We start from the raw sequence: 20090 nt of genomic DNA, 5'->3' as shown, positions 1-20090 counted from the left end.
CGTGTCGGTCTCGCGCGGGGTCGACGCTAAAAGCCCATCCCGACCATCACGTCGAGCCCGAGCATTCTGCCCGATGCGTCCACAAGCTCGTGGTAGGTGGCGCGCCCGATGAGGTGGAAGTCCCCAAAACTCCAGCGCGCTGCGGCCACTCCGCCCAGCGCGTGAAAGTCGCGCTCAAGCCCGGTGTTCTGCACCAGCCCGGTGCCCGCCAGCCCGACGCGCATGTAGTCGAACCCGAGCTGCGCCTCGATCGGGCCAATAGGATAATAGCCACGCGGTCCGCCCCCCAGAGCGAAGGTCTGCGCGCTCGCTTCAAACGGCGGGCTGTCACTCTGTGTGGCGTGGTTGCCGCTTAAAAAATGCAGGCTCAAGCCGGCAAAACGCCAGCGAAACTCCTGGTTCAGAGCCACGCCCCAGCCGGGGCTGGCACCGGTGGCGACGCCCCCCAGGAGCAGACGGCCTCCTGCACCCACGCTCAACGATGCCCCCGGGGCCGCCTGCGCCTCGCCAGGGGCTATGGCGAGCAGGGCGAGTGTCAGCGTAGCTGCAGGCACCCATAGAGGGCGTGTGAGGTGTTGGCGACGCCTTAGCAGGATTACGCCCAGCGCGGTCAGCACAACGAGAAGTGCGGCCGGGGGGCCTCCGGAGGCCGACTGGCAACCAGACTGGGCCTCGGGGAAGCAGCGGCCGTTCTGGCGGGAGCAGCTCTGGGTGGGTGCGCAGTCGGAGTCGCTCAGGCAGTTGGCGCAGCGGCCGTACACCGGCTCACAGCGCTCACGTCGAGCGCAGTCGTTGTCGTCGATGCACTCCAGCGGTTCGGAGATCAGCAGGTAGGTGAGCTCGACGGGGCCTGTGTTGTCAGGGCCCTCAAGCGCCACCATCAGCTCGGGCGCCACCGTGAGCTCGGAGGGCTCAATGCGCTCCACGACGCGTTCGCCAGGCCCCAGGGTGTAATCGCGGGCGGCCAGCAGCCAGCGCTCCTCGACTCGTGGGGTGTCGGAAGGGAGGCCGATCTCGGAGGGGGTGGAGACCGTGAGTGTGAGCTCGGCGCTGCTGTTCAGATCGGTGGCGACTTCCACCTCCAGGGCGTTACGGCCCACGCCGCTGCGCGAGAGGCTCACCGCGTCGGGGCACCCCTGGCGCTCGGGCAGGCAGAGGGTGCCGAGCGCCGCGGGGTCGGAGGGGCTCTCGCAGCCCGCGAGGATCAGGGCGAAGAGCGCAAGGATCAGCGCGCGGAGGTAGCAACGCCCGCAGATCATGTCTCAAACCTGCGCCATACCGAACCGAGCTGCTCCAGGAGCGCGCCGGGCGTGGTGGCGCGCGTGCCCACCGCGTCGCGGGCCGCGTCGCCGGCCAGCCCGTGGACGCACACCGCGATCGCCGCGGCCATCCAGGGATCGTCGGGGTGGTCGTTTAGCGATGCGGCGATAAGACCACTGAGCACATCGCCCATCCCACCGGTGGCCATGCCCGGGTTCCCGGTGCGGTTGATGCCCAGAGGGCTGTCGGGCGCGGCGACGACTGTCGCGGCGCTCTTATGCACGATGACCGCAGGGATGCGCGCGAGCAGCTCACGAGCGGCGACCACGGTGTCGCTCAGGACCTCGTCGACGCTGCGATCGAGCAAGCGCGCCAGCTCGCCGGGGTGAGGCGTGAGCACGACCGGCGCGCACGAGGCCAGGTCGCAGGCCGCCTGAAAAAGATCCGGATTTTGTGCCAGCAGGGTGAGCGCGTCGGCGTCGATGACTGTGGGGCGCGGGGTGGCCGTCAGCGCGTGTCGCAGCGCCTGACGCGCAGCCTCGTCGGTCCCCAGCCCGGGGCCGATCACAAGCGTGTCGCTTTGATCGAGAAGTTGGCTTAAGGCGTCGGCGTGAAGCTCGCCGGCGTCGCCGAAGATCGCGCGTGCCATCATCTCCGGGGTGGCACGGGCGCTGAACGCTCCCTGCGGATCGGTGCCGGGATAGATCAGCCCGGCGCCGCCCAGCAACGCGCCGCGTGCGGCCATGGTCAGGGCACCGGTTGTGGGTGCGCGGCCGCCGATGAGCGCGATCTTGCCGACCGAGCCCTTATGGGCGTGGGTGGGGCGAGGCGGAATCTTGCCCTGAAGCCAGTCCGCATCCAGCGCGAAGGCTTCGACACCGACCGCGTCGCGCACGCGCGCCGGGATGCCGATGTCGATCGGGCAGAGCGTGCCAATGAATGCGCGCGCCGGGTCGAGGAGCTGCCCGATCTTCGGAAAGCCGAAGGTCGCGGTGACCTCAGCCCGGGTGCACACCCCGAGCACCTGGCCTGTGCGACCATCGAGACCGCTGGGCGTATCCAGCGCAAAGACCGGCGCGGGCTGATCGTTGAGAAACTTCACCGCCGAGGCAAAGCGCCCCTCCACCGGGCGATCCAGCCCGGTGCCCAGAAGCGCGTCGCACCACAGCTCGCAGGGGGGCAGCGAGCTCAGCGCGTGGCGCACCCCGGCGGCGTCCAGCCCGTTGAGCTGGTGGCGATCGCCGATGAGGCTCTCGGCGACCTTATGGAAGCGCTGCGCCTCGGGGCCGAAACGCTCAGGGGTGCCCATCAGCACCAGCACCGGATGGTAGCCAAGGTGGTCGAGCATCGTGGCCAGCGCCACCCCGTCGCCGCCGTTGTTTCCCATGCCGCAGAGCACCCCGATGCGGGCGCCGGCGGGCGGTGCGAAATGCTCCAGCAGGACGCCCAGCGCGCCGCGGGCGGCGCGCTCCATCAACACTTCGGCCGGGATGCCGATGGTCTCAATGGTGCAGCGGTCCATCTCACGCATCGACTCGGGGGTCACAAGGTGCATAGGTCACTTCGGCGCTAAGTCAGGGCAGGGGGAACACACGAGGGCGGGAATCACTCGGCCAGGGCCCGGCCTTCGGCCAGCGCCTCGATCATCTCGGCGACCGCGCGCTCAAAGCCCACGTAGATGGCGCGCGCGACGATGCTGTGGCCGATGTTGAACTCTTCAAACTCGGGGATCGCGGCCACGGCGAGCACGTTTTTGTAGTCGAGGCCGTGGCCGGCGGCCACGGTCAGCCCGGCGCTGGCCGCGCGGGAGGCGGCGTCGCGGAGGCGACGCCACTCGTGATCGCGCTCAAACTCCGAGGGGGCGAGCGTGTTGGTAAACTCCGCGGCCGACTCGCAGTAGTCGCCGGTATGCAGCTCGACGATGTCGACGCCCAGGTCCGCGCTGGCTTCAATCTGAGCCGGATCCGGATCGATGAAGAGGCTTAAGTGGGCCCCACTACGGCGCAGGCGCTCCAGGTAAGGCCCCAGGGTCTTCTCTTGCCCGACGATGGCAAGGCCACCCTCGGTGGTCTGCTCCTCGCGGCGCTCCGGCACCAGCGTGATCATGTCGGGGCGGACCTCCATGGCGATCTTGAACATCTCGTCGGTGGCGGCCATCTCCAGGTTGAGGCGGGTCTGTACCGTCTCGCGCAACACCCGAAGATCGCGATCTTGAATGTGGCGGCGATCTTCGCGCAGGTGAATGGTGATCTGGTCGGCGCCTGCGAGCTCGGCGATCGCCGCAGCGCTCACCGGGTCGGGGTAACGGGTGGTGCGGGCCTGGCGAATGGTGGCGACATGATCGACGTTGACGCCCAGCCGGGGGCGGATGCGGGTGGGGTTCATCACTAACTCCTAATCCATCAGGTAAACATCATCAAAGTCAGGCGCCGATGAGTTCGCGGAGCTGGGCGTGAAGCGCCTCGGCGTAGGCACGTACTTTCTGCTGATCGGGGCCTTCGACCATGATGCGGGCTTTGGCCTCGGTGCCCGAGTAGCGCGCAAGCACACGGCCCTCGCCGGCGAGCTCGCTCTCGACCTGGCGGACCATCTTCTGGAAGGCCTCAAGCTCTTCGAGCGGCGGCTTCTCGCGAACTTTCAGGTTGAGCAGCACCTGGGGGAAGGGCTTCATGACCCGGGCCAGCTGGCTCAGCGGGCACTTGTGGCGTTGCATGATCGCCAGCACCTGAAGCGCCGCGAGCATGCCGTCTCCGGTGGTCGAGTGTTCCAAAAAGATCATATGGCCGCTCTGCTCACCACCCAGGGTGTAGCCGCCGTTGCGCATCTCTTCGACCACGTAGCGATCGCCCACCGAGGTGCGCACCAGCTTGATGCCGCGTTTCTGCAGCGCGACCTCCAGGCCCACATTGCTCATGACCGTGGTGACCAGGGTGTTGTCGGCGAGCTTGCCCTGCTCGTGGAGGTGGATGGCACAGAGCGCCAGGATGCCGTCGCCGTCGACGATGTCGCCGTTTTCATCGATGAGGATGAGGCGGTCGGCGTCTCCGTCGAGCGTGATGCCCACGTCGGCGCGGGTCTCACGCACGCGGCGCGCGGTGTTGTGCGGGTGGAGGCTGCCGCAGTCCTGGTTGATGTTGTAGCCGTCGGGCTCCACCCCCAGGGTGAAGACCTCCGCGCCGAGCTCGCGCAGCACGGCCGGGGCGACCTTGTAGGCGGCACCGTTGGCGCAGTCGACGACCACGCGCAGCCCGTCCAGGGTCAGATCGCGGGGGAAGGTGTTCTTCAAGAAGACGATGTAGCGGCCGGTGGCGTCATCAATGCGCGCGGCTTTACCGATGCGGTCGGTGTTGGGCTGAAGTTTGCCCTCACTCAGCACCAGATCTTCGATGGCGAGCTCGACCTCGTCGGGGAGCTTGAAGCCGTCGGAGGCAAAGATCTTGATGCCGTTATCCTGGTAGGCGTTATGGCTGGCGCTGATGACGATGCCGGCGTCGGCGCGCATGCCGGTCGTCAAAAACGAGATCCCCGGCGTGGGCAGCGGGCCGACCAGCTGCACATCGGCGCCCATCGAGGTGATGCCGGCGGCCAGACCCGACTCAAACATATAGCCGGAGATGCGGGTGTCTTTGCCGATGACAATGCGCGTGCGGTGGCCAAAAGGGCGCTCGTCGGGGCGGCACTTAAAGTGCTGCGCGATGGCCTGGCCCAGGCGCACCGCCAGGTCGGCGGTCATCGGGTACTGGTTGGCGACGCCGCGGATGCCGTCGGTTCCAAAAAGCTGTCGGGTGGTCATGGCGTGGTCCCTGGGTGAGAGGCCGTCGTCTGGCAGCGCGCCTGCCGGCGCGCGCCACGTGCATAGCATGATCGGATGGGCCGCTAAAGCCGGGCCGGGACTTCACCGAGCGTGGCCACGAAGCTCTACACGGCGCAGGCCGCGGGCAAGTCCTCTCAACGCTCGGTGGTGATCACGCGGAAGCGGTCCGGATAGACCCGCGTCATCTCCACGCCCGGCGGCAGGTTCTGAATCGCCACGGTCTTGGAGAAGGTGCCGGGAGGACGCCGATCCTCGTCGCTCAGATCGATCTCGGCGCGCACCACGTCGGGGTCGAGCGCCTCGACCAGCCCGCGGGGGCCGCGCACCGTCACCGAGGTGGTGGCCGGCGAGATGTTGACGTCGAGTGAGGTGTTAACCCCGGTGATCGGGACATCGTCCAGGGTGCGGGTGATGAGCTCCGAGCCGATGCGCACCCGCACGCTGATGCGGCTATCATACTCAACACGCACCAGGCCGTCTTCGACGCGAAGTTGCACGTTGCGCTCAAACGACTCGCTGCGGTTGCCCACATCGACCGGCTCGGTCTGCACCGAGTTGATGCGCTCCAGACGCGAGCGCGGCCCGCGAATCGTCACGCGCCCGGGCGTCACATCGACCCCTTCGACCACATAGGAGCTCTGCGGCTCGCCGGTGGTCTGAGGGATGATCGGCACAACGCGCTGGGCCTCCGGCTCAAGCTCCACATACATGGAGCTCGGCTCGATCGAGACCACCCGCAGCCCGGGCGGCACGCGCACCATGTTGCCGCTGATGGTGACGATGGAGTCGCTGTCGGCCGGCGTCAGATCCAGACGGATGGGCTCGAGATTGCTCGGGTCAAAGCGGTTGATGTCCGACCAGCGCCCGCGGATGGTGACCTTCACCCGGTCGAGGGGATCGGAGACCAGGACCTGGTTCTCGGGCACCACAATGCGCACCGGCGCAAAGCTCGCGACCACCGTCTCGCGATCCTCACTGACCCAGATGTAGAGCGCCAGGGTGAGCACCGCCGCGATGAACTTGAGCGAGAAGTTGTGAACAAAGATGTGGCGCAGCACCGCGCGCAGACTCAAGGAGCTCATGAGGAGACCTCGTCTTTCTCGGTCTCGTCACTGGAAGGGGGGGGCGGGGTGGCGCGGTCTTGCAGGCCGACTTTCAGCCGCTCCAGCAGCGATCCGGCCGGCGCCGAGCTGGTGCCCGCGCGGTAAATCTTCTGCAAGAGCGAGCGCATCTCGTTGGCATCCAGGTCACGGTGGAGCTCGCCCTCATAGGCGATCGAGATGGTGCCGGTCTCCTCGCTGACGATGGCGACGGCCGCGTCGGTATCTTCGGTCACGCCAATGCCGGCGCGGTGGCGGGTGCCAAGCGTCTTTTCGACGCGCGGGTTGATCGTCAGCGGCAAGAAGCAGCCCGCCGCCGAGACGCGCCCCTTTTGAATGATCACCGCGCCGTCGTGCAGCGGGTTCTGATGCTCGGGCAAAAAGAGCGTGAAGAGCACATCTTTGGTCACCACCGCGTCGAGTTTGATGCCCTCCTCGGTGAAGTGGCTTAAGTCGGCCTCGCGCTCAATGGCGATGAGCGCGCCGAGCTTGCGGCTGGAGAGCATCACGCAGGCTTTGACGACCTCTTCGAGTACGGAGGTCTCTTCGTAGGAGCGCGCGCCGCCCAGAATCGGGGCGCGGCCGACCTGCGCGAGCGCGCGGCGGATGTCATGCTGGAAGATGATGACCACGATGATGATCAGGTTGGCGATAAACATATCGATCAACCAGTGGGTCGTGGCCAGATTGAGGTAATCTTCCTGCGAGATGTAGAAAAAGATCAGGATAAAGATCAGCCCGAACAACATCTGCAGCGCGCGCGTGCCCTTGATGAGCAGCAGCACCCGATAGATGACGATAAAGACGATCGTCATGTCCAGGATGGTGAAGAAGGCTTGCCAGCCCGAGTCCACCCGGAAGATGTCGAAGAGAAGATCCATGCGTTGCCAGTAGACGTCGCCCGGCGCGACGTGAGGTAGGCCAGCTCAACAGGTAAGCGCCCCGAGACGCGAGTGGGCCTATGGTGAACCAGAGCACCCGGGGGAGCAAAAAAATTGCATATCTAAGTCAGTGAGTCTCCATCTGGCAGAGCGCCTCGCTGACGCGCACGACGTCGACGAGCTCTGTGACGTCGTGCACGCGCACGATGTCGGCGCCGGCGAAGATCCCGCAGGCCACTGTCGCCGCGGTGCCCATCAGACGCTCGGAGGCGGGGCGGCCGGTGACCGCACCGATGAGGCTCTTGCGGCTGGTGCCCAGCACGATAGCACACCCCAGCTCACGAAGTTGGCTCAGCTCGCGGATGAGGCAGTAGTTCTGCGCCACACTCTTCCCAAAGCCGATGCCCGGATCGAGGAGCACACGCTCGCCGGGGATGCCCGCTTCCCGTGCGATGCGAAGGCGCTCCTCGAGGTGTGAGACCACCTCGGCGACGATGTCGCCTTCGCTCAGGTCGTCCTGCATGGTCTGCGGGCGGTCGCGGGTGTGCATGAGCACCACACCGACGTCATGCGTGGCGATGACCTCCACCATGGCTGCATCAAAGGTCATCGCGCTGATGTCGTTGATGATGTGCGCGCCGGCGATGATCGCCTGGCGGGCGACCTCCGCCTTATAGGTATCCACCGAGATCCAGGCGTCGCAGCGTTGCGCGAGCCCCTCGACGACCGGGATCACCCGCCGCAGCTCTTCATTGAGGCTGACCGGCTCGGCGCCGGGGCGGGTGGACTCGCCGCCGACATCCAGGATGTCGGCGCCGGCGGCGGCCAGCTCCAGGCCGTGAGCGATGGCGCGCTCGGCGTCGAAGTATGCCCCACCATCGGAGAAGGAGTCGGGCGTGACGTTGACCACACCCATGATGTGGGCGCGATCTCCAAAGGGCAGAGCGCGCGTGCCGACCTCAAGGGTCGGCACGTGTGCTCTGGGCCGGGGGGCTGCCAGAAAAGCCATCGCTTACTCAGTCATTACCAGGTGTTGGAGGGCGCCAGGTTGGGCTCAACCGGGGGGACCTGCTCTTTGATCTTGGAGGCGAAGCCGGTCTTGGGAGCCTTCTCGGCCTCCTCGGCTTCTTCGGCCATCTTCTTCTGGCGCTCCTCGCGGATCCAGTCGAGCTTGCCCTCTTCGGCCAGGTAGCGGATCTCATCGGCGTCGAGCGCTTCGAACTCCAGGAGCGCTTCGGTCATCAGCTCCAGCAGCTCGCGGTTCTCTTCAAGCAACTGGTAGGCGTGCTGGTAGGCCTCTTTGACGATGCGTCGCACCTCGGCGTCGATCTCGCGGGCGAGGTCTTCGCTGTAGGGGCGGGTGGTGCTGAGGCTGGCTTCCTGCGACTCGCCATAGAAGAGCGGCCCGATCGCCTCGCTCATACCCCACTCACAGACCATCTGGCGCGCCAGGTTGGTGGCGACCTTGATGTCCTGACCGGCGCCGGTGGTGAACTGATTGTAAATCAGCTCTTCGGCAGCGCGACCGCCCATCATCACCGCGATGCGCTCGAGCACATAGTCGCGGTTGAGGTTGTAGCGATCTTTGGTGGGCAGCTGCTGCGTCACACCGAGGGCACGACCACGCGGGATGATCGTGACCTTATGCACCGGGTCGGTGTTGGCCTGCCGCAGCGCCACAATCGCGTGGCCCGACTCATGGTAAGCGGTGACGGCCTTTTCCTCATCGGTGAGCACAATGCTCTTGCGCTCGGCGCCCATCAGGACTTTGTCTTTGGCCTCTTCGAAGTCGATGGCCTCGACGCGATCTTTGTTGGAGCGCGCCGCCAGGAGGGCGGCCTCGTTGACCAGGTTCTCAAGGTCGGCGCCGGAGAACCCGGGGGTGCCGCGGGCGATGTCTTTGAGATCGACGGTCTTGCCGATGGGGGTGCGGCGGGTGTGGATCTTGAGGATCTGCTCACGGCCTCGGACATCCGGCGGCGCGACCATCACGCGGCGGTCGAAGCGGCCCGGGCGAAGCAGCGCCGGGTCGAGCACGTCGGCGCGGTTGGTCGCCGCGATGAGGATCACGCCCTCATTGGACTCAAAGCCGTCCATCTCGACGAGGAGCTGGTTGAGCGTCTGCTCGCGCTCGTCGTGCCCACCACCCATACCGGAACCACGGTGGCGACCGACGGCGTCGATCTCGTCGATGAAGATGATGCAGGGCGCGTTCTTTTTGCCCTGCTCAAAGAGGTCGCGAACACGCGAGGCGCCCACGCCCACAAACATCTCCACAAAGTCCGAGCCGGAGATCGAGAAGAAGGGCACGCCGGCCTCGCCGGCCACACCACGCGCGAGCAGGGTCTTACCGGTACCCGGCGAGCCCATCAGCAGCACACCTTTGGGGATGCGACCGCCCAGACGGGTGAACTTCTTGGGATTCTTGAGGAACTCGACGATCTCCTGGAGCTCCTCTTTGGCCTCGTCAATGCCGGCGATGTCGTTGAAGGTGACCTTGTTCTGGTTCTCGTTGAGCAGTCGCGCCCGCGACTTCCCAAAGGTCATCGCGCGGCCACCGCCGCCGCCCTGGAACTGGCGCATGAAGAAGATCAGGACCATCACCAGCAGAATCAGCGGGATGGAGGTCACGAGGATCGTCTTCCAGACGCCGTCTTCGTCGGCGCGATCAAAGGAGAACTCGATCTGCTGCGCAGCGAGCATGTCCTGAAGATCTTCGCCGACCGGACCCACGGTGTTGAACTCGGTCTTGCCCTCGTGATGCTCGCGGGCGAACTCCTCGCTGAAGGTGCCCTTGACCTCGAGGTCTTTGATGGTGACCTCCTCGACCTGGCCGGTCTCCACCGCGTTGCGGAACTGGCTAAAGGAGATCTCGGAGGAGTCGATGGAGGTGTCGGTCATGATGTTGAAAACCACCACGACCATGATGATGAGAATACCCCAGATCAATGATGCGCGGAGGGGGATCTTGTTGAGCACGTTTGGCCTCGTCGAAGTCGAGTATATGGCGAGCCTTCAAGGGGTTGCCTTTAGAAGCGCGCGGGAGTCCGGCGAGAGCATCGAATGCGGGGGGCCGGACCGACAAGCTATAACACCTCGCATGTGGGCGTTCAACAGCGCACCCGGCGCTTGAGTCACCCATCTGCGGGGCCGCGGATGGTGCGTGCGGCGTCGATGGGGAGAAGGGATTTTTCGGGGGGGTTATTTCCGCTGCCAATGAAGAATTGCACTCAGAGCGGCGCTCGGTTGTACGATAACCTCAATAAGGTGTTCCGATGATGGGGTTTGAGCGGGCCGAGAAGGGGGCGTCAGCCCGGCGATCCAGATCAGGGTGTCGTCGGCGTCGGCGATGCAGGGCCAGCACCAGCGGACGTCGGCGCCGAGCCGCGCGGCCTGGAAGATGGCGCTGGCCTTGAACCTCGTTGATATGGCCTGGCCAGTGATGCGATTCAGCGTGTCGCCGGGGCGATAGCCGCGCAGCGTCAGCGTGTGTCCCTGAGGAGGGGGCGGCAGCAGGCAGCGCCAGGGACGGGCGGGGTGGTCGGGCGCGGCCAGGGCGCGAGGGAGTGTCGACCACCGGAGCTTAGAGCCCTGCCAGTCAATCAGGCCCCGAGGGGCGGCGGCGAGGGTCGCCGGTCTTGCGGTGGGGTGCAGACGATCGCGCCCCCCGCGCTCGCGCGAAGGCAGCAGCACGAGCTGGCCGTGGCTTACGCGCACCAGAAACCCGGGGGCGCTCAGGTATTTCGGGGTGATCGAGAAGGCCTCGGGAAGCATTGCTGCGATGCGCGCGAGGGTCTGGCGATCGAAGTGGGGCGCGATGCGCAGGATGACGCGGGTGCAGACGGCGCGAGGGGCGTTTTTCAGAGTGTGCGCATCGAAGGCGTGTGCGTCGGGCTCCAGCGGGGGGCGGCGGGCGCGCGTCTCCAGGGCGTCGGCGGCGGCGTCTGCCGCCCGGCGCTCCGACACCAGGTTTGTCAGCGTGCGGCGCGCCGGGGCGAGCTCACCGGCGATCGCCCGGAGCGCGGGGGTGAGCTCGTGGCGGATGCGGTTTCTAAGGTAGCTGTCGGTGGCGTTGGTCGGATCCTCGACCCACACGAGGTTGCGTCGGCGCGAGTAAGCGTCGACATCTTCGGCCGATGCGAAGAGCAAGGGGCGAAGCACCCGCAGTCTGGCGTTATTGACGATGAGGGTCGTGTCTTCCTGCAAGGTGGCCAGACCATCGAGGCCGCTGCCGCGCAGCAGGTTGATGAGCGCGCTCTCGAGGCGATCGTCGCCGTGGTGGGCGGTCACGAGCGCGGCCGCCTGATGCCGGCGCGCCAGCATGGCGAGCGCCTGATAACGCGCCTGACGCGCGTCGGCCTGATTGGACGCCTCACCCGGTGAGAGCGTGACGCGTTCCAGGTGAATGCCGGACTCTTGAGCGCGAGCCTCGCAATGTGCCGCATCGTCCGATGAGCTCGCGCGCATCGCGTGATCGACATGGGCGGCGACCAGGTGGATGTCCAGTGTCGGTGCGATCCTCTGTAGAAGATCGAGCAACACGGTGGAGTCGCGTCCGCCGCTCCACGCCACCACGAGCGTATCTCCCGGGGCGACCCCGGCGCGTCCTAAGGCGTCGTGAACCCCCTCAAGCAGGGTGTCTTCGGTGGTGGATGGAGATGGCATCGCGGCGAGGCTCAGGGCTCAGAGAGCGATTCAACAAAGTGCTGGAGTGCGCCGGGAGGGACCGCCAGGCCCACCTCGCCACGCTCGGGGTGGCGAAGGGCGTTGAGCGCGACCAGATGCCCGCTGTTGGAAAAGAGGGGCGCGCCGAGGATCGCCGTCGACGTGGTCGGCAGGTAGAACTGGAAAGCATCTTCCAGGGTGCTCAGCGCGTGGATCTGCACCGCTTCGATGCGGTCGGGGCGCTCCGGCGAATACGCGAAAATCATCGGTGGGGCGGGGCGGTCGGTGGCATGCAGCGGCCAACCTTGCGACGGACGATGTGTCTCGGCGGTGGTGTCCGAGACGAAGGTCAGGTGGGCGAGGTTAAGGTTGGGCTCTCGGCGCGCCGCACGAAGTTCGATGAGGAGGTCGGCATCCTTCTTTAAGAGATCTTCAACGCCATCCCCCGAGGGGCGGCTCGCACCCGGGGAGGGCTGGCTGGCCAGGGGGATGCCGTGTTCGCGCATGGCGGTGGCCGTCGCGTCGTCGATCAAGAAGATCTTCTGCGCGTCGGCGAGCCAGTCGGCGGTGCTGATAAGAGCCGCGGGCTGGGCCGCGGTACGCTCCACCCAGACCGCGTGGCCGACGTACACCATCGGCACCTGTCGGTAGGGCCGCGGCGGCATGACGAGCGCCATGATGAGAGCGGTGCGGCTGCTGGCGATACCACGCAGGCGCTCAAGCTCCTGGCGGTTTAAGGGGCGAGGGAGATCGGCACCTTCAGCGGTCGCGATCTGGGGGCGTCCCAGCCCTGGCGTGATCTCACTGAGCTCGTGGGGGCTGATGCGTTCGATGCGCACATCCTCAAAACTCTGCAGCTCGCCGGGTTTGACGCGCTCCAGGGGCTCAGGCTGCTGGGCGAGCGCGAGGTCGCTCCAGATGACGAGCGCAAGAGCGACGACGATGCTGAACCGTCGTGGCATAGAAGCGCGAGATGGAGAGGTTTGGAGTGGGGACGACATGCTAAACTCGTTGCTTGCGTCGCGGGCAGTGCCCGGTGCCAGTGAGGACGGTAGAAGACGCAAAGAGGCTTCGCAAATTCTAAAGGTGATCAGGTTGAGCGATGACGCAGTGCATCGTGAGATGGGAAGGTGGTTGATGATGTGGTGTCGGATGATGTAGGTTTTATGCCGTGATCCGGTGGATGGGCGCGCTTTTTAAGGCATGCTTGACGCCGGAAAACGCAAAACGTATCTTCCCTTGTCCGCTTTCTGACCCCGATTTCGGGTACAATGAAGCGGAGTTCGGGCCGACCGCGTCGGCGAGAGTCGTCGCACCCTGTGCGGCCAGATGGTGATAAAACCGAGTGAACGGAGCTCCTGGTGAAGCCGAAGAATCATAACCTGCGCGTCGCGCTAGTCTGGAACGGGACGATTTATCAAGAGTCGACGTTCACCAAAGACAGCGCGCCTAAAGTCACCATCGGTGAAGACGATAAGAACGTCTTCTCGGTCCCGGCGCCGGGGCTTCCCGCCTCGCTTGATGTATTTGAGCGTCTGGACTCGGGTTATAAGATCCGAATCACCGATAAGATCGAAGCGGCGCTCCACATCGACGATGAGGAGTTTGACCTCGAAGAGCTTATCGAAGAGGGCAAGGCTACCAAGTCGGGAACTGTGAGCACCGATGAAGGTCAGGCCACCGTTTACGAAGTGGACTTGAGCTTCGGCGACTGGGGTGTGCTCAACCTGGGCAACGTCAACATCTTCTTCCAGCTCGTTGAGCGTGGGGAGGCGATTGTCGGGACGAGCCCCAAAGAGATCTTTGACGGTCCGCTCTCGGTCTCGCTGATCGTGGCGGCGATCGCGCACCTGATCTTCTTGATCACGGCGATGATGCAGCCGATTGAGCCTGAGCTCACCGAACTCGAGGTCATGGACCGCTTCGCGCGCTTCGCCGTCGATGATGTCGACGCCGCGCTCGAAGAGGAAGAAGAAGTGGAAGAGCCCGCCGAAGACACCACCGGCAAGAAGGCTGGCGGTGAAGAAGGCGAGTTCGGTGACCCGGATGAAGAGATGCCTGACTCCAAGATCCCGAAGGTCGACGGCCCGATGGTGGACGAGATCGATGTGAAGAACATCGGTGTGCACGAGGCGCTGAGCAACAACATCATCAGCGACGGCCCGCTGGCCAACCTCTTCGGCAACTCGGAAGGCTTTGATTCCAAGATGAACGTCGCGATGAGCGGCGAAGGTGGCGAGCTGCAGATCGGCCGTGGCCAGGGCGGCATGGGCATGCGCGGCAGCGGCAGCGGCGGTGGTGGCGAAGGCTTCGGTCGTGTTGGCGGCCTGGGTAAGGTCGACACCGGCGGCGGCAAAGGCACCGGCGCGGCGCTCGGTAAGAAGAAAGAGCGCAAGGTTGAGGCGCGTATGTCGACCGGTGCGCCGGCCGTCGGCGACTTCTGCGACCCGGGCAACATCCGTCAGGTGGTCAGCAGCCGTCAGGCCGCGATTCGCCACTGCTTCGAGCGTGAGCTTCAGACCAACCCCACCCTGAGTGGTAACATCACCGCGACCTGGCGCGTGCAGCTGGACGGCTCGGTCTCCAACGCGGCGATCGCCAGCTCCACGATGAACAACTCCTCGGTGGAGAGCTGCATCACCCGCGTGATCGACCGCCTGCGCTTTGAGAAGCCCGACGGTGGTATCTGCGTGATTAACTACCCCTTCGTCTTCTCGGGCATCGAATAAGTCGAGTCGGGTAGCTCCGAATAGAAAAGGCCGCGCCCCGTTGAGGGCGCGGCCTTTTCGTTTTTTCGGGCATCGCATAAGGCGAGTCGGATAGCACCGAATAGAAAGGGCCGCGCCCCATTGAGGGCGCGGCCTCATTTGTGTCCTCTTCGATATGCGCAAAGAGCCCGCGAGGCGGTGGTCGAGATGCGGGACGTTAGCGCGGAGCCAGGCTGATCGTCACAAACCCTTCCCGGGCTTCCGTGTCGCCGGTGGCCAGGTGGCCCCGGGCGTTGCTGCCCCAGCAGCGCAGCTGCTGCGGGAAGCCACTTAACGCACAGGTGACGCCTTCGGTGACAGCGGCGAAGTAGACGTCGGTGTCGGGGAGGTCGACGCGTTGAGGCGTGCTCACCGAGGCGACCTCGCTGGTTGGAGCGACCTGGCCCTGGCTGTTATCCCCCCAGCACACCAGCCCGTTGTAGGTCTGGTTATCGATGTTGAAGTCGATGCTGCAGGTGTGCGTGGTGCTCGTGTGGATGCTCCAACCAAAGTGGCCCTCGGCGCCGACGTTATGGGGGGCGTCTTCGCTGTCGGGGGCCACGAGCCCGTAGGGCGCGGCGTCATCGCCCCAGCAGTAAAGGTTGCCTTCTTCATTGTCGCGCAGCACCGCGCAGGTGTGGTCGCCGGCGGCGCTGACGTGCTGCCAGTTGAAGTTGCGCATTGTGAAGAAGGGGCTCGCCGAGCCCGCGCTGCCGAGCTCCGGTCCGATCTGGCTCTGGAGGTTGTCACCCCAGCAGAAGAGCTGACGATCGCTGCGTCGCACCGCGCAGGTGTGATGCTCGCCAATCGCAAGGTCGAGGGCGTAAAAGTCGTCGATGATCTTGACGGGGGAGGGCTCGCGCTGTTGGAGGTTCTCTGCGCCCAGGAGGTTGAGACGCGTGCCGTTGTTCCCCCAGCACCAGACATCGCCGGCGTTGTCGCGGGCGCAGACGCGGTCCGGCCCCACGCTGACGGAGGACCACTCGCCGGGGATCTGCGTGGGGTAGGGGCGATCTTCAAAATCTCCCTGCGCCAGCTGGCCGAAGCGGTTGTCGCCCCAGCAGAAGAGCTGGTCATCGATGGTGATGGCGCAGGTGGTCTCTCCGGCAAGGTCGATGCGGTTCCAGCGGCAGGCGGGGGCTACACGGGTCGGGACCCGCTGCGCGTCAAGGGTGCCGTCGCCCAGCTGGCCGCGCGCGTTCTCGCCCCAGCAAAGCAGACGTCCGTCGAGATCAACGGCGCAGGCGTGGGTGGGTGCCAGGGCGACCGCGTATGGGGTGTGGTCGCCCGAGTCGGCGGGGCGCTGGGAGGGGGGGCAGAGGGTGGTAAGATCGGGCGGCTGAGGGAGCGCGTCTGCCGTATCGTCCTCGGCGTCGAGGTCGTCGGGCACGTCGGCATCGTTGCCCGTGTCGGGCTCCACGGAGGGGCGAGCCTCGCAGAACCCTGCCGAGCAGCGCTCGTTGAGGAAACAATCGGAGTCCTGCTGGCAGGCCACCGTGTCGGTCTGACAGGCGGCGCTCAGCGAGACGAAGGGCAGCAGGGCGAGGGGGGCGTAGCGCGCTCGAAACATCACACAGACTCATCGAAGCTGGATACATGAAGAGGGCCCCTGCGCTGGCGAGGGAAGCCTCGAGTGTGCGCAGGGGCAGGGCACGCCCAGTGTGGGGGCAGCGGCGGTGGGCGCGCGATACCTTGTGTGGGCTATTCGCCCTTGAGCATGCGGGTGAGCTCGCCGGTGCGCTGGAGGGCTTGCACGTCGGTGAACCCGCCGACGGATGTGCCATCAATGAAGATCTGAGGGACGGTGCGTTTGCCGCCGGTGCGCTGGATGAGCTCGGCGCGCGCGTCGGGATCGTGGGTCACGTCGATCTCTTCAAAAGGCACGTCGAGCTCGCGAAAGAGGCGCTTGGCCATATCGCAGTAGGGGCAGTATTGGGTGCGGTAGATGATGACTTCGGCCATGGGGTACTCCGTGATTCAGGTCGGTGCCAGCGAAGGTGCTGGCAGTTGGCGACAATGTGTGCGCGGTGGCGAGGTTAATCAAGGCACGTGCGTGATCGAGCGCCGCGCGGAGGGATCATCGAGGGGTGGGATGCCAGAGCCGGGACGAGGTTTCAAGATGGCGAGGCGTTGGCAGGTCGCAGCGGGCAGATAGCGAGGAGCTGCTCCTGGCGCAGCAGGGCTGTGGCCGTGCGCAGCGTGTCCAGGGTGGAGAGGGCGGGGAGCTCGGCGCGGACCTGCCGTCGAAGCAGCGCCGGCAGGCTCACGCGGCGATGGGAGGTAAAATGCAGATCGGCGCGCTCCGCAGAGAGTTCGCCGAGTTCACAGGCGAGCTCAAAGGCGCGGTCGAAGCCGCCGAGCTCGTCGACGAGGCCCCGGATCAGGGCGTCGCGGCCGGTGTAAACGCGGCCCCGTGCGTAACGGTGCAGGCGTCGGCGGGGAAGCTGGCGAGCATGGCCAACGCGGCGCAGAAACATCCGGTAGAAGGCCCGAGCATCCTGTTGCAGGTTTGCGAGAGCACGCTCCGGGAGCGGCGCGCTCAGGCTCTGAAAGCGGCCGACCGGGTTGCGCTCGCGGTGCTCCACGTGAAGATGAAGGTTCTCGAAGACGCCGGGTAGCGCCAACTTCCCGGCGATGACGCCGATGGAGCCGGTCAGGGTCTCGGGTTGGCAGACGATGCGATCGCAGGCCACCGCCATGTAATACCCACCGCTGGCGGCGACGTCGGAGCAGTAGGCGATGACCGGTTTTTCTCGTCGCAGTCGCTCAATGGCCTCCCAGAGGATCTCGCTGGCCAGGGCGCTGCCGCCCGGCGAATTGATGTGCAGAATGACCGCGCGCACACGCGGGTCGCGGCGCAGCGCGTTGAGGGTCGGGAGCACCTCCGAAGGTTGCACGCTGGCGGCGGACTGTCCGGGGATATCTGTGGAGGACATCACGATCATTCCGGAGAGGTCCATCACGGCGATGCGCTCGCGCCGGCGAAATAGCGGCGTAGGTTGAAAGGGCCCCGGGTCGCTGGCCAGCCAGTCTTCGGCGGAGCGCAGGTCGACGGGTTGACGCTCAGCAGGCGTCGAATTGGTTTCGGCACGACGTTCGTCCGGCCCGTCGGGTGTGGCGAGCTCGGGATGAGGGATGAAGCCATCGTTGCGAGCGCCCATCGCCAGGTAGTCTTTGAGCTGCGCGCGATGAAGCTCCGGTCCGACAAGACCCATCGCCTGCGCGCGTCGTGCGTCCAGAGGCATGTGCGACACCGCCGCATCCAGGGTCTGCGGGGAAAGCGCCAGCGAGGTGGCCTGACGCTCCAGGCGCTCCTGCTCCAGCGTCTCGAGAAGTTGCGTCATCATCAGCCGTTGCGGTGGAGTGCCGTGGTTGTGAATCATGCGGTGGGCCGCCGTCTTGAAAGGGCCGATGTGCACGAACTGTGCGGCGACACCGACCTTCTCTAGAAGCTCCGCGGCGAAGATCTCTTCGAAGCGGCGTCCGAAGAGGTAGAGGCGGCCCCCCGGGGTGAGCAGCACCTCGTCGGTGGCGCTGGCGAGGTCAAAGTCGTTGCCGGTGAGCGCGTGGGTGTGCGTGATGACCCGCTTTCCGGCCCGTCGAAGACGAAGGATGAGCTCCCGAAGATCGGCGGTGCGTGCGGCCCCCTCGGCGAAGTCGTCGCAGACGAGGACAACTCCTTTGACGTAAGGAGAGCTGGCGAGACGGTCGACGTCGTCGCGAAGTTGCAGGTAGGATTCCTGGCGCTGGAAGCGCGCGGCCAGCCCGTGAGCCGGCCCGAAGGCCCGACGCGTCCCCAGGTTCAGGCGTACCCAGAGCTGGCGTCGGCGCGCCAGCCGTCGGCCCAGCTTAAAAAAGAGCCAGCGCCACAGGTAGCGCAGCAGGCGCAGGAGATTGAAGACGATGACAAAAGGCGCACGCAGCATCAGCAGACTCATCAGGGGGAGTGGTTCACACCGCTGTGGCCAAAGTAGACTCGCCACAGGGTGGTGTCGAGCGGGCGTGATGGTGCTTCTGGCGCTGGTGATGATGGTCGCGGCCGGGTGCGTCACGACCACCGAGTGCGACGAGTACGTGCGTTGTGGCGATGGCGAGATATGTTACAAGCGCCAGTGTCTGCCGCAGTGCACCGATGACGCCCAGTGTGAGGCGCCGGCGCAGTGTGTGCCCTGTCAGCCGGAGAGCGGTGCCCTGGAGGGCGACTGCCTCGGTGAGGCCGGGAGGGTGTGTGTGGAGCCGGGCTGAGACTTCAACAAGGGTGCGCCGATGGCGCGAATGATCGACATTGAGGAGCAGCACAGCCGGCTGCGCATCAGCTTTCCTTACGACCGGGAGCTCGTGGCGGTGGTGCGCACGCTTCCCGATCGCTGGTACGACAAGCACACCCGCAGCTGGCTCGTCCCGCTGGAGCATCTGGCTTTTGTGATCAGCAAGCTGGAAGCGCATCACTTTAAGCACAGCGAAGATCTTCGGGCGTACTGCGCCGACAACCAGGCGAAGGTTCAGGAGCTTCCGGCGCCGGCGATTCCCACGGTGCCGGAGGGCACGCTGACCGTTGCGCAGCTCAACCATCAGGCGCGGCTGGCGCTGCGCGAGCGTTTCGCCGAGGCGGTCTGGCTGGTGGGCGAGCTGCAGGACTTTGATAAGAACCGCGCCAGCGGCTACCGCACCTTTTTCTTCGATCTTGTGGAGCGACCCTATGCCGGAGCCAGCGAGGTGGCGCGGATCAAGGCGGTGCTCTTCGAGGACGATCGGCGGCGCGTGGAAGAGGTTTTGCGCCAGAGCGCGCTCGATGTGCGGCTGCGCGACGGGTTGGCGGTGCGGGTGCTGGTGAAGATCGATCTCTACCCGCAGAACGGTCGCTTTCAGGTCATCGTCCAGGATATCGACCCGCGCTACACCGCCGGCGAGCTGGAGATGAATCGGGAGCGGGCCTTTCGAGCGCTGGAGGCTCGGGGGCTTGCCGGGCTGAACCTGGCGCAACCTCTACCGGTGTGTCCGCTGCGCGTGGGGCTCATTACCAGTTACGAGAGTGACGCCTACAACGACTTCGCCCACCAGCTCGCCCAGAGCGGCTTCGGGTTTGCGCTGACGGTGCACCACGCCAACGTGCAGGGGGTGCACACCGAGGCGTCGGTGTTGCGTGCGTTGCGTTATTTTGAAGAGCGGGCGGCCGACTTCGACGTGGTGGCGATCGTGCGCGGCGGGGGCTCGCGCTCCGATCTGGCCTATTTCGACACCGAGGCCATCGGTGAGGCGGTGTGTCGGCTGCCACTCAAGGTGATCTGCGGGGTGGGGCATCAGCGTGATGTGTGCCTGCTCGATCTGATCAGCACCTCGACGAAGACGCCTACCGCTGCGGCGGACCTGCTCATCGAGCAGGTGGAGCGCTTCTGGTCGGAGATGGAAGATCGTTACGCGCGGCTGGCGCGCCATGCCACCCGGCGGGTGGAGCGTGAGCGACAGCGCCTGCGGGTGGCCAGCGCCGTGCTTGAGCGTGATGTGACGCGGGGGGTGGAGCGAGCGCGGCTGCGTGAGGCCCGGGCATGCGACCGCGTCAGCGCGGCGGTGCGCCGCCGCGTGGAGCAGGCCGAACGCCTCACCCAGCGCGCCGAGGAGCGGC

Annotated in this window: 16 protein-coding genes; 3 read left to right on the top strand and 13 right to left on the bottom strand. The window is 65.8% G+C overall.

All coding sequences use genetic code 11. From position 1 onward, the window contains the following. Positions 1-26: 26 nt before the first annotated feature. From FRC96_RS10650 to FRC96_RS10605, 10 genes are all read right to left on the bottom strand, one after another. Positions 27-1259 carry a dickkopf-related protein gene (locus FRC96_RS10650; RefSeq protein ID WP_146974478.1) on the bottom strand — a complete coding sequence of 411 codons (1233 nt, stop codon included), beginning with the start codon at positions 1257-1259 and terminating at the stop codon, positions 27-29. After that, positions 1256-2815, bottom strand: a complete 1560-nt coding sequence (locus FRC96_RS10645; protein ID WP_146974477.1) for an NAD(P)H-hydrate dehydratase — start codon at positions 2813-2815, stop codon at positions 1256-1258. The genes FRC96_RS10650 and FRC96_RS10645 overlap by 4 nt, the downstream gene beginning before the upstream one ends. Before the next feature lie 50 nt (positions 2816-2865). Then, entirely contained in the window at positions 2866-3645 is a 780-nt protein-coding gene (locus FRC96_RS10640; RefSeq protein ID WP_230470121.1) for a pyridoxine 5'-phosphate synthase, read from the bottom strand. Between the two features lie 37 nt (positions 3646-3682). Further along, positions 3683-5053, bottom strand: coding sequence for a phosphoglucosamine mutase (glmM, locus tag FRC96_RS10635; protein ID WP_146974476.1), 1371 nt, complete (start codon positions 5051-5053; stop codon positions 3683-3685). 155 nt (positions 5054-5208) lie between these two features. Then, on the bottom strand, positions 5209-6156 hold the full coding sequence (locus tag FRC96_RS10630) for a CdaR family protein (RefSeq protein ID WP_146974475.1): 948 nt from the start codon (positions 6154-6156) through the stop codon (positions 5209-5211). Then, on the bottom strand, positions 6153-7055 hold the full coding sequence (gene cdaA, locus FRC96_RS10625; protein WP_146974474.1) for a diadenylate cyclase CdaA: 903 nt from the start codon (positions 7053-7055) through the stop codon (positions 6153-6155). The genes FRC96_RS10630 and cdaA overlap by 4 nt, the downstream gene beginning before the upstream one ends. Positions 7056-7182: 127 nt before the next feature. Beyond that, a complete protein-coding gene (folP, locus tag FRC96_RS10620) occupies positions 7183-8064 on the bottom strand; it encodes a dihydropteroate synthase (RefSeq protein ID WP_146974473.1) in 882 nt (293 codons plus the stop codon). Between the two features lie 14 nt (positions 8065-8078). Next, positions 8079-10034, bottom strand: coding sequence for an ATP-dependent zinc metalloprotease FtsH (ftsH, locus tag FRC96_RS10615; protein ID WP_230470120.1), 1956 nt, complete (start codon positions 10032-10034; stop codon positions 8079-8081). A gap of 222 nt (positions 10035-10256) precedes the next feature. Beyond that, positions 10257-11720: a tRNA lysidine(34) synthetase TilS gene (gene tilS, locus FRC96_RS10610; protein ID WP_146974472.1), complete on the bottom strand. Its 1464-nt coding sequence runs from the start codon at positions 11718-11720 to the stop codon at positions 10257-10259. Positions 11721-11731: 11 nt separating this feature from the next. Then, on the bottom strand, positions 11732-12682 hold the full coding sequence (locus FRC96_RS10605) for a hypothetical protein (RefSeq protein WP_146974471.1): 951 nt from the start codon (positions 12680-12682) through the stop codon (positions 11732-11734). A gap of 399 nt (positions 12683-13081) precedes the next feature. On the opposite strand from FRC96_RS10605, the gene FRC96_RS10600 reads away from it, so the two are divergent. Beyond that, complete coding sequence (locus FRC96_RS10600) at positions 13082-14449, top strand: AgmX/PglI C-terminal domain-containing protein (protein WP_146974470.1); 1368 nt, start codon at positions 13082-13084, stop codon at positions 14447-14449. Positions 14450-14645: 196 nt separating this feature from the next. Here FRC96_RS10600 and FRC96_RS10595 read toward each other — a convergent pair whose 3' ends face one another. The 3 genes from FRC96_RS10595 to FRC96_RS10585 all read right to left on the bottom strand — a co-directional run bounded on the left by FRC96_RS10595 (position 14646) and on the right by FRC96_RS10585 (position 18393). Then, the gene (locus FRC96_RS10595) at positions 14646-16037 is read right to left on the bottom strand and encodes an RCC1 domain-containing protein (RefSeq protein ID WP_230470140.1); all 1392 of its coding nucleotides are present in this window, start codon (positions 16035-16037) and stop codon (positions 14646-14648) included. Positions 16038-16168: 131 nt separating this feature from the next. Then, positions 16169-16429, bottom strand: coding sequence for a glutaredoxin 3 (grxC, locus tag FRC96_RS10590; protein ID WP_146974468.1), 261 nt, complete (start codon positions 16427-16429; stop codon positions 16169-16171). Between the two features lie 152 nt (positions 16430-16581). Then, entirely contained in the window at positions 16582-18393 is a 1812-nt protein-coding gene (locus FRC96_RS10585) for a S49 family peptidase (protein ID WP_230470119.1), read from the bottom strand. 76 nt (positions 18394-18469) lie between these two features. On the opposite strand from FRC96_RS10585, the gene FRC96_RS10580 reads away from it, so the two are divergent. Continuing rightward, positions 18470-18712 carry a hypothetical protein gene (locus tag FRC96_RS10580; protein WP_146974466.1) on the top strand — a complete coding sequence of 81 codons (243 nt, stop codon included), beginning with the start codon at positions 18470-18472 and terminating at the stop codon, positions 18710-18712. A 21-nt stretch (positions 18713-18733) separates the two neighbouring features. Continuing rightward, a partial coding sequence (gene xseA / locus FRC96_RS10575) for an exodeoxyribonuclease VII large subunit (RefSeq protein ID WP_146974465.1) occupies positions 18734-20090 on the top strand: 1357 nt, incomplete at its 3' end.

It is taken from the genome of Lujinxingia vulgaris, from assembly GCF_007997005.1.
GTDB lineage: Bacteria > Myxococcota_A > Bradymonadia > Bradymonadales > Bradymonadaceae > Lujinxingia.
Note: the sequence above shows the minus strand (reverse complement) of the source record. Positions and strands in the feature narration are given on the sequence as shown.

Excerpts from the sequence above, each read along its gene's own strand:
- FRC96_RS10650 (WP_146974478.1), bottom strand. The coding sequence starts at position 1,259 with ATGATCTGCGGGCGTTGCTACCTCCGCGCGCTGATCCTTGCGCTCTTC.
- FRC96_RS10645 (WP_146974477.1), bottom strand. The coding sequence starts at position 2,815 with ATGCACCTTGTGACCCCCGAGTCGATGCGTGAGATGGACCGCTGCACC.
- FRC96_RS10640 (WP_230470121.1), bottom strand. The coding sequence starts at position 3,645 with ATGAACCCCACCCGCATCCGCCCCCGGCTGGGCGTCAACGTCGATCAT.
- glmM (WP_146974476.1), bottom strand. The coding sequence starts at position 5,053 with ATGACCACCCGACAGCTTTTTGGAACCGACGGCATCCGCGGCGTCGCC.
- FRC96_RS10630 (WP_146974475.1), bottom strand. The coding sequence starts at position 6,156 with ATGAGCTCCTTGAGTCTGCGCGCGGTGCTGCGCCACATCTTTGTTCAC.
- cdaA (WP_146974474.1), bottom strand. The coding sequence starts at position 7,055 with ATGGATCTTCTCTTCGACATCTTCCGGGTGGACTCGGGCTGGCAAGCC.
- folP (WP_146974473.1), bottom strand. The coding sequence starts at position 8,064 with ATGGCTTTTCTGGCAGCCCCCCGGCCCAGAGCACACGTGCCGACCCTT.
- tilS (WP_146974472.1), bottom strand. The coding sequence starts at position 11,720 with ATGCCATCTCCATCCACCACCGAAGACACCCTGCTTGAGGGGGTTCAC.
- FRC96_RS10605 (WP_146974471.1), bottom strand. The coding sequence starts at position 12,682 with ATGCCACGACGGTTCAGCATCGTCGTCGCTCTTGCGCTCGTCATCTGG.
- FRC96_RS10595 (WP_230470140.1), bottom strand. The coding sequence starts at position 16,037 with ATGTTTCGAGCGCGCTACGCCCCCCTCGCCCTGCTGCCCTTCGTCTCG.
- grxC (WP_146974468.1), bottom strand. The coding sequence starts at position 16,429 with ATGGCCGAAGTCATCATCTACCGCACCCAATACTGCCCCTACTGCGAT.
- FRC96_RS10585 (WP_230470119.1), bottom strand. The coding sequence starts at position 18,393 with ATGCTGCGTGCGCCTTTTGTCATCGTCTTCAATCTCCTGCGCCTGCTG.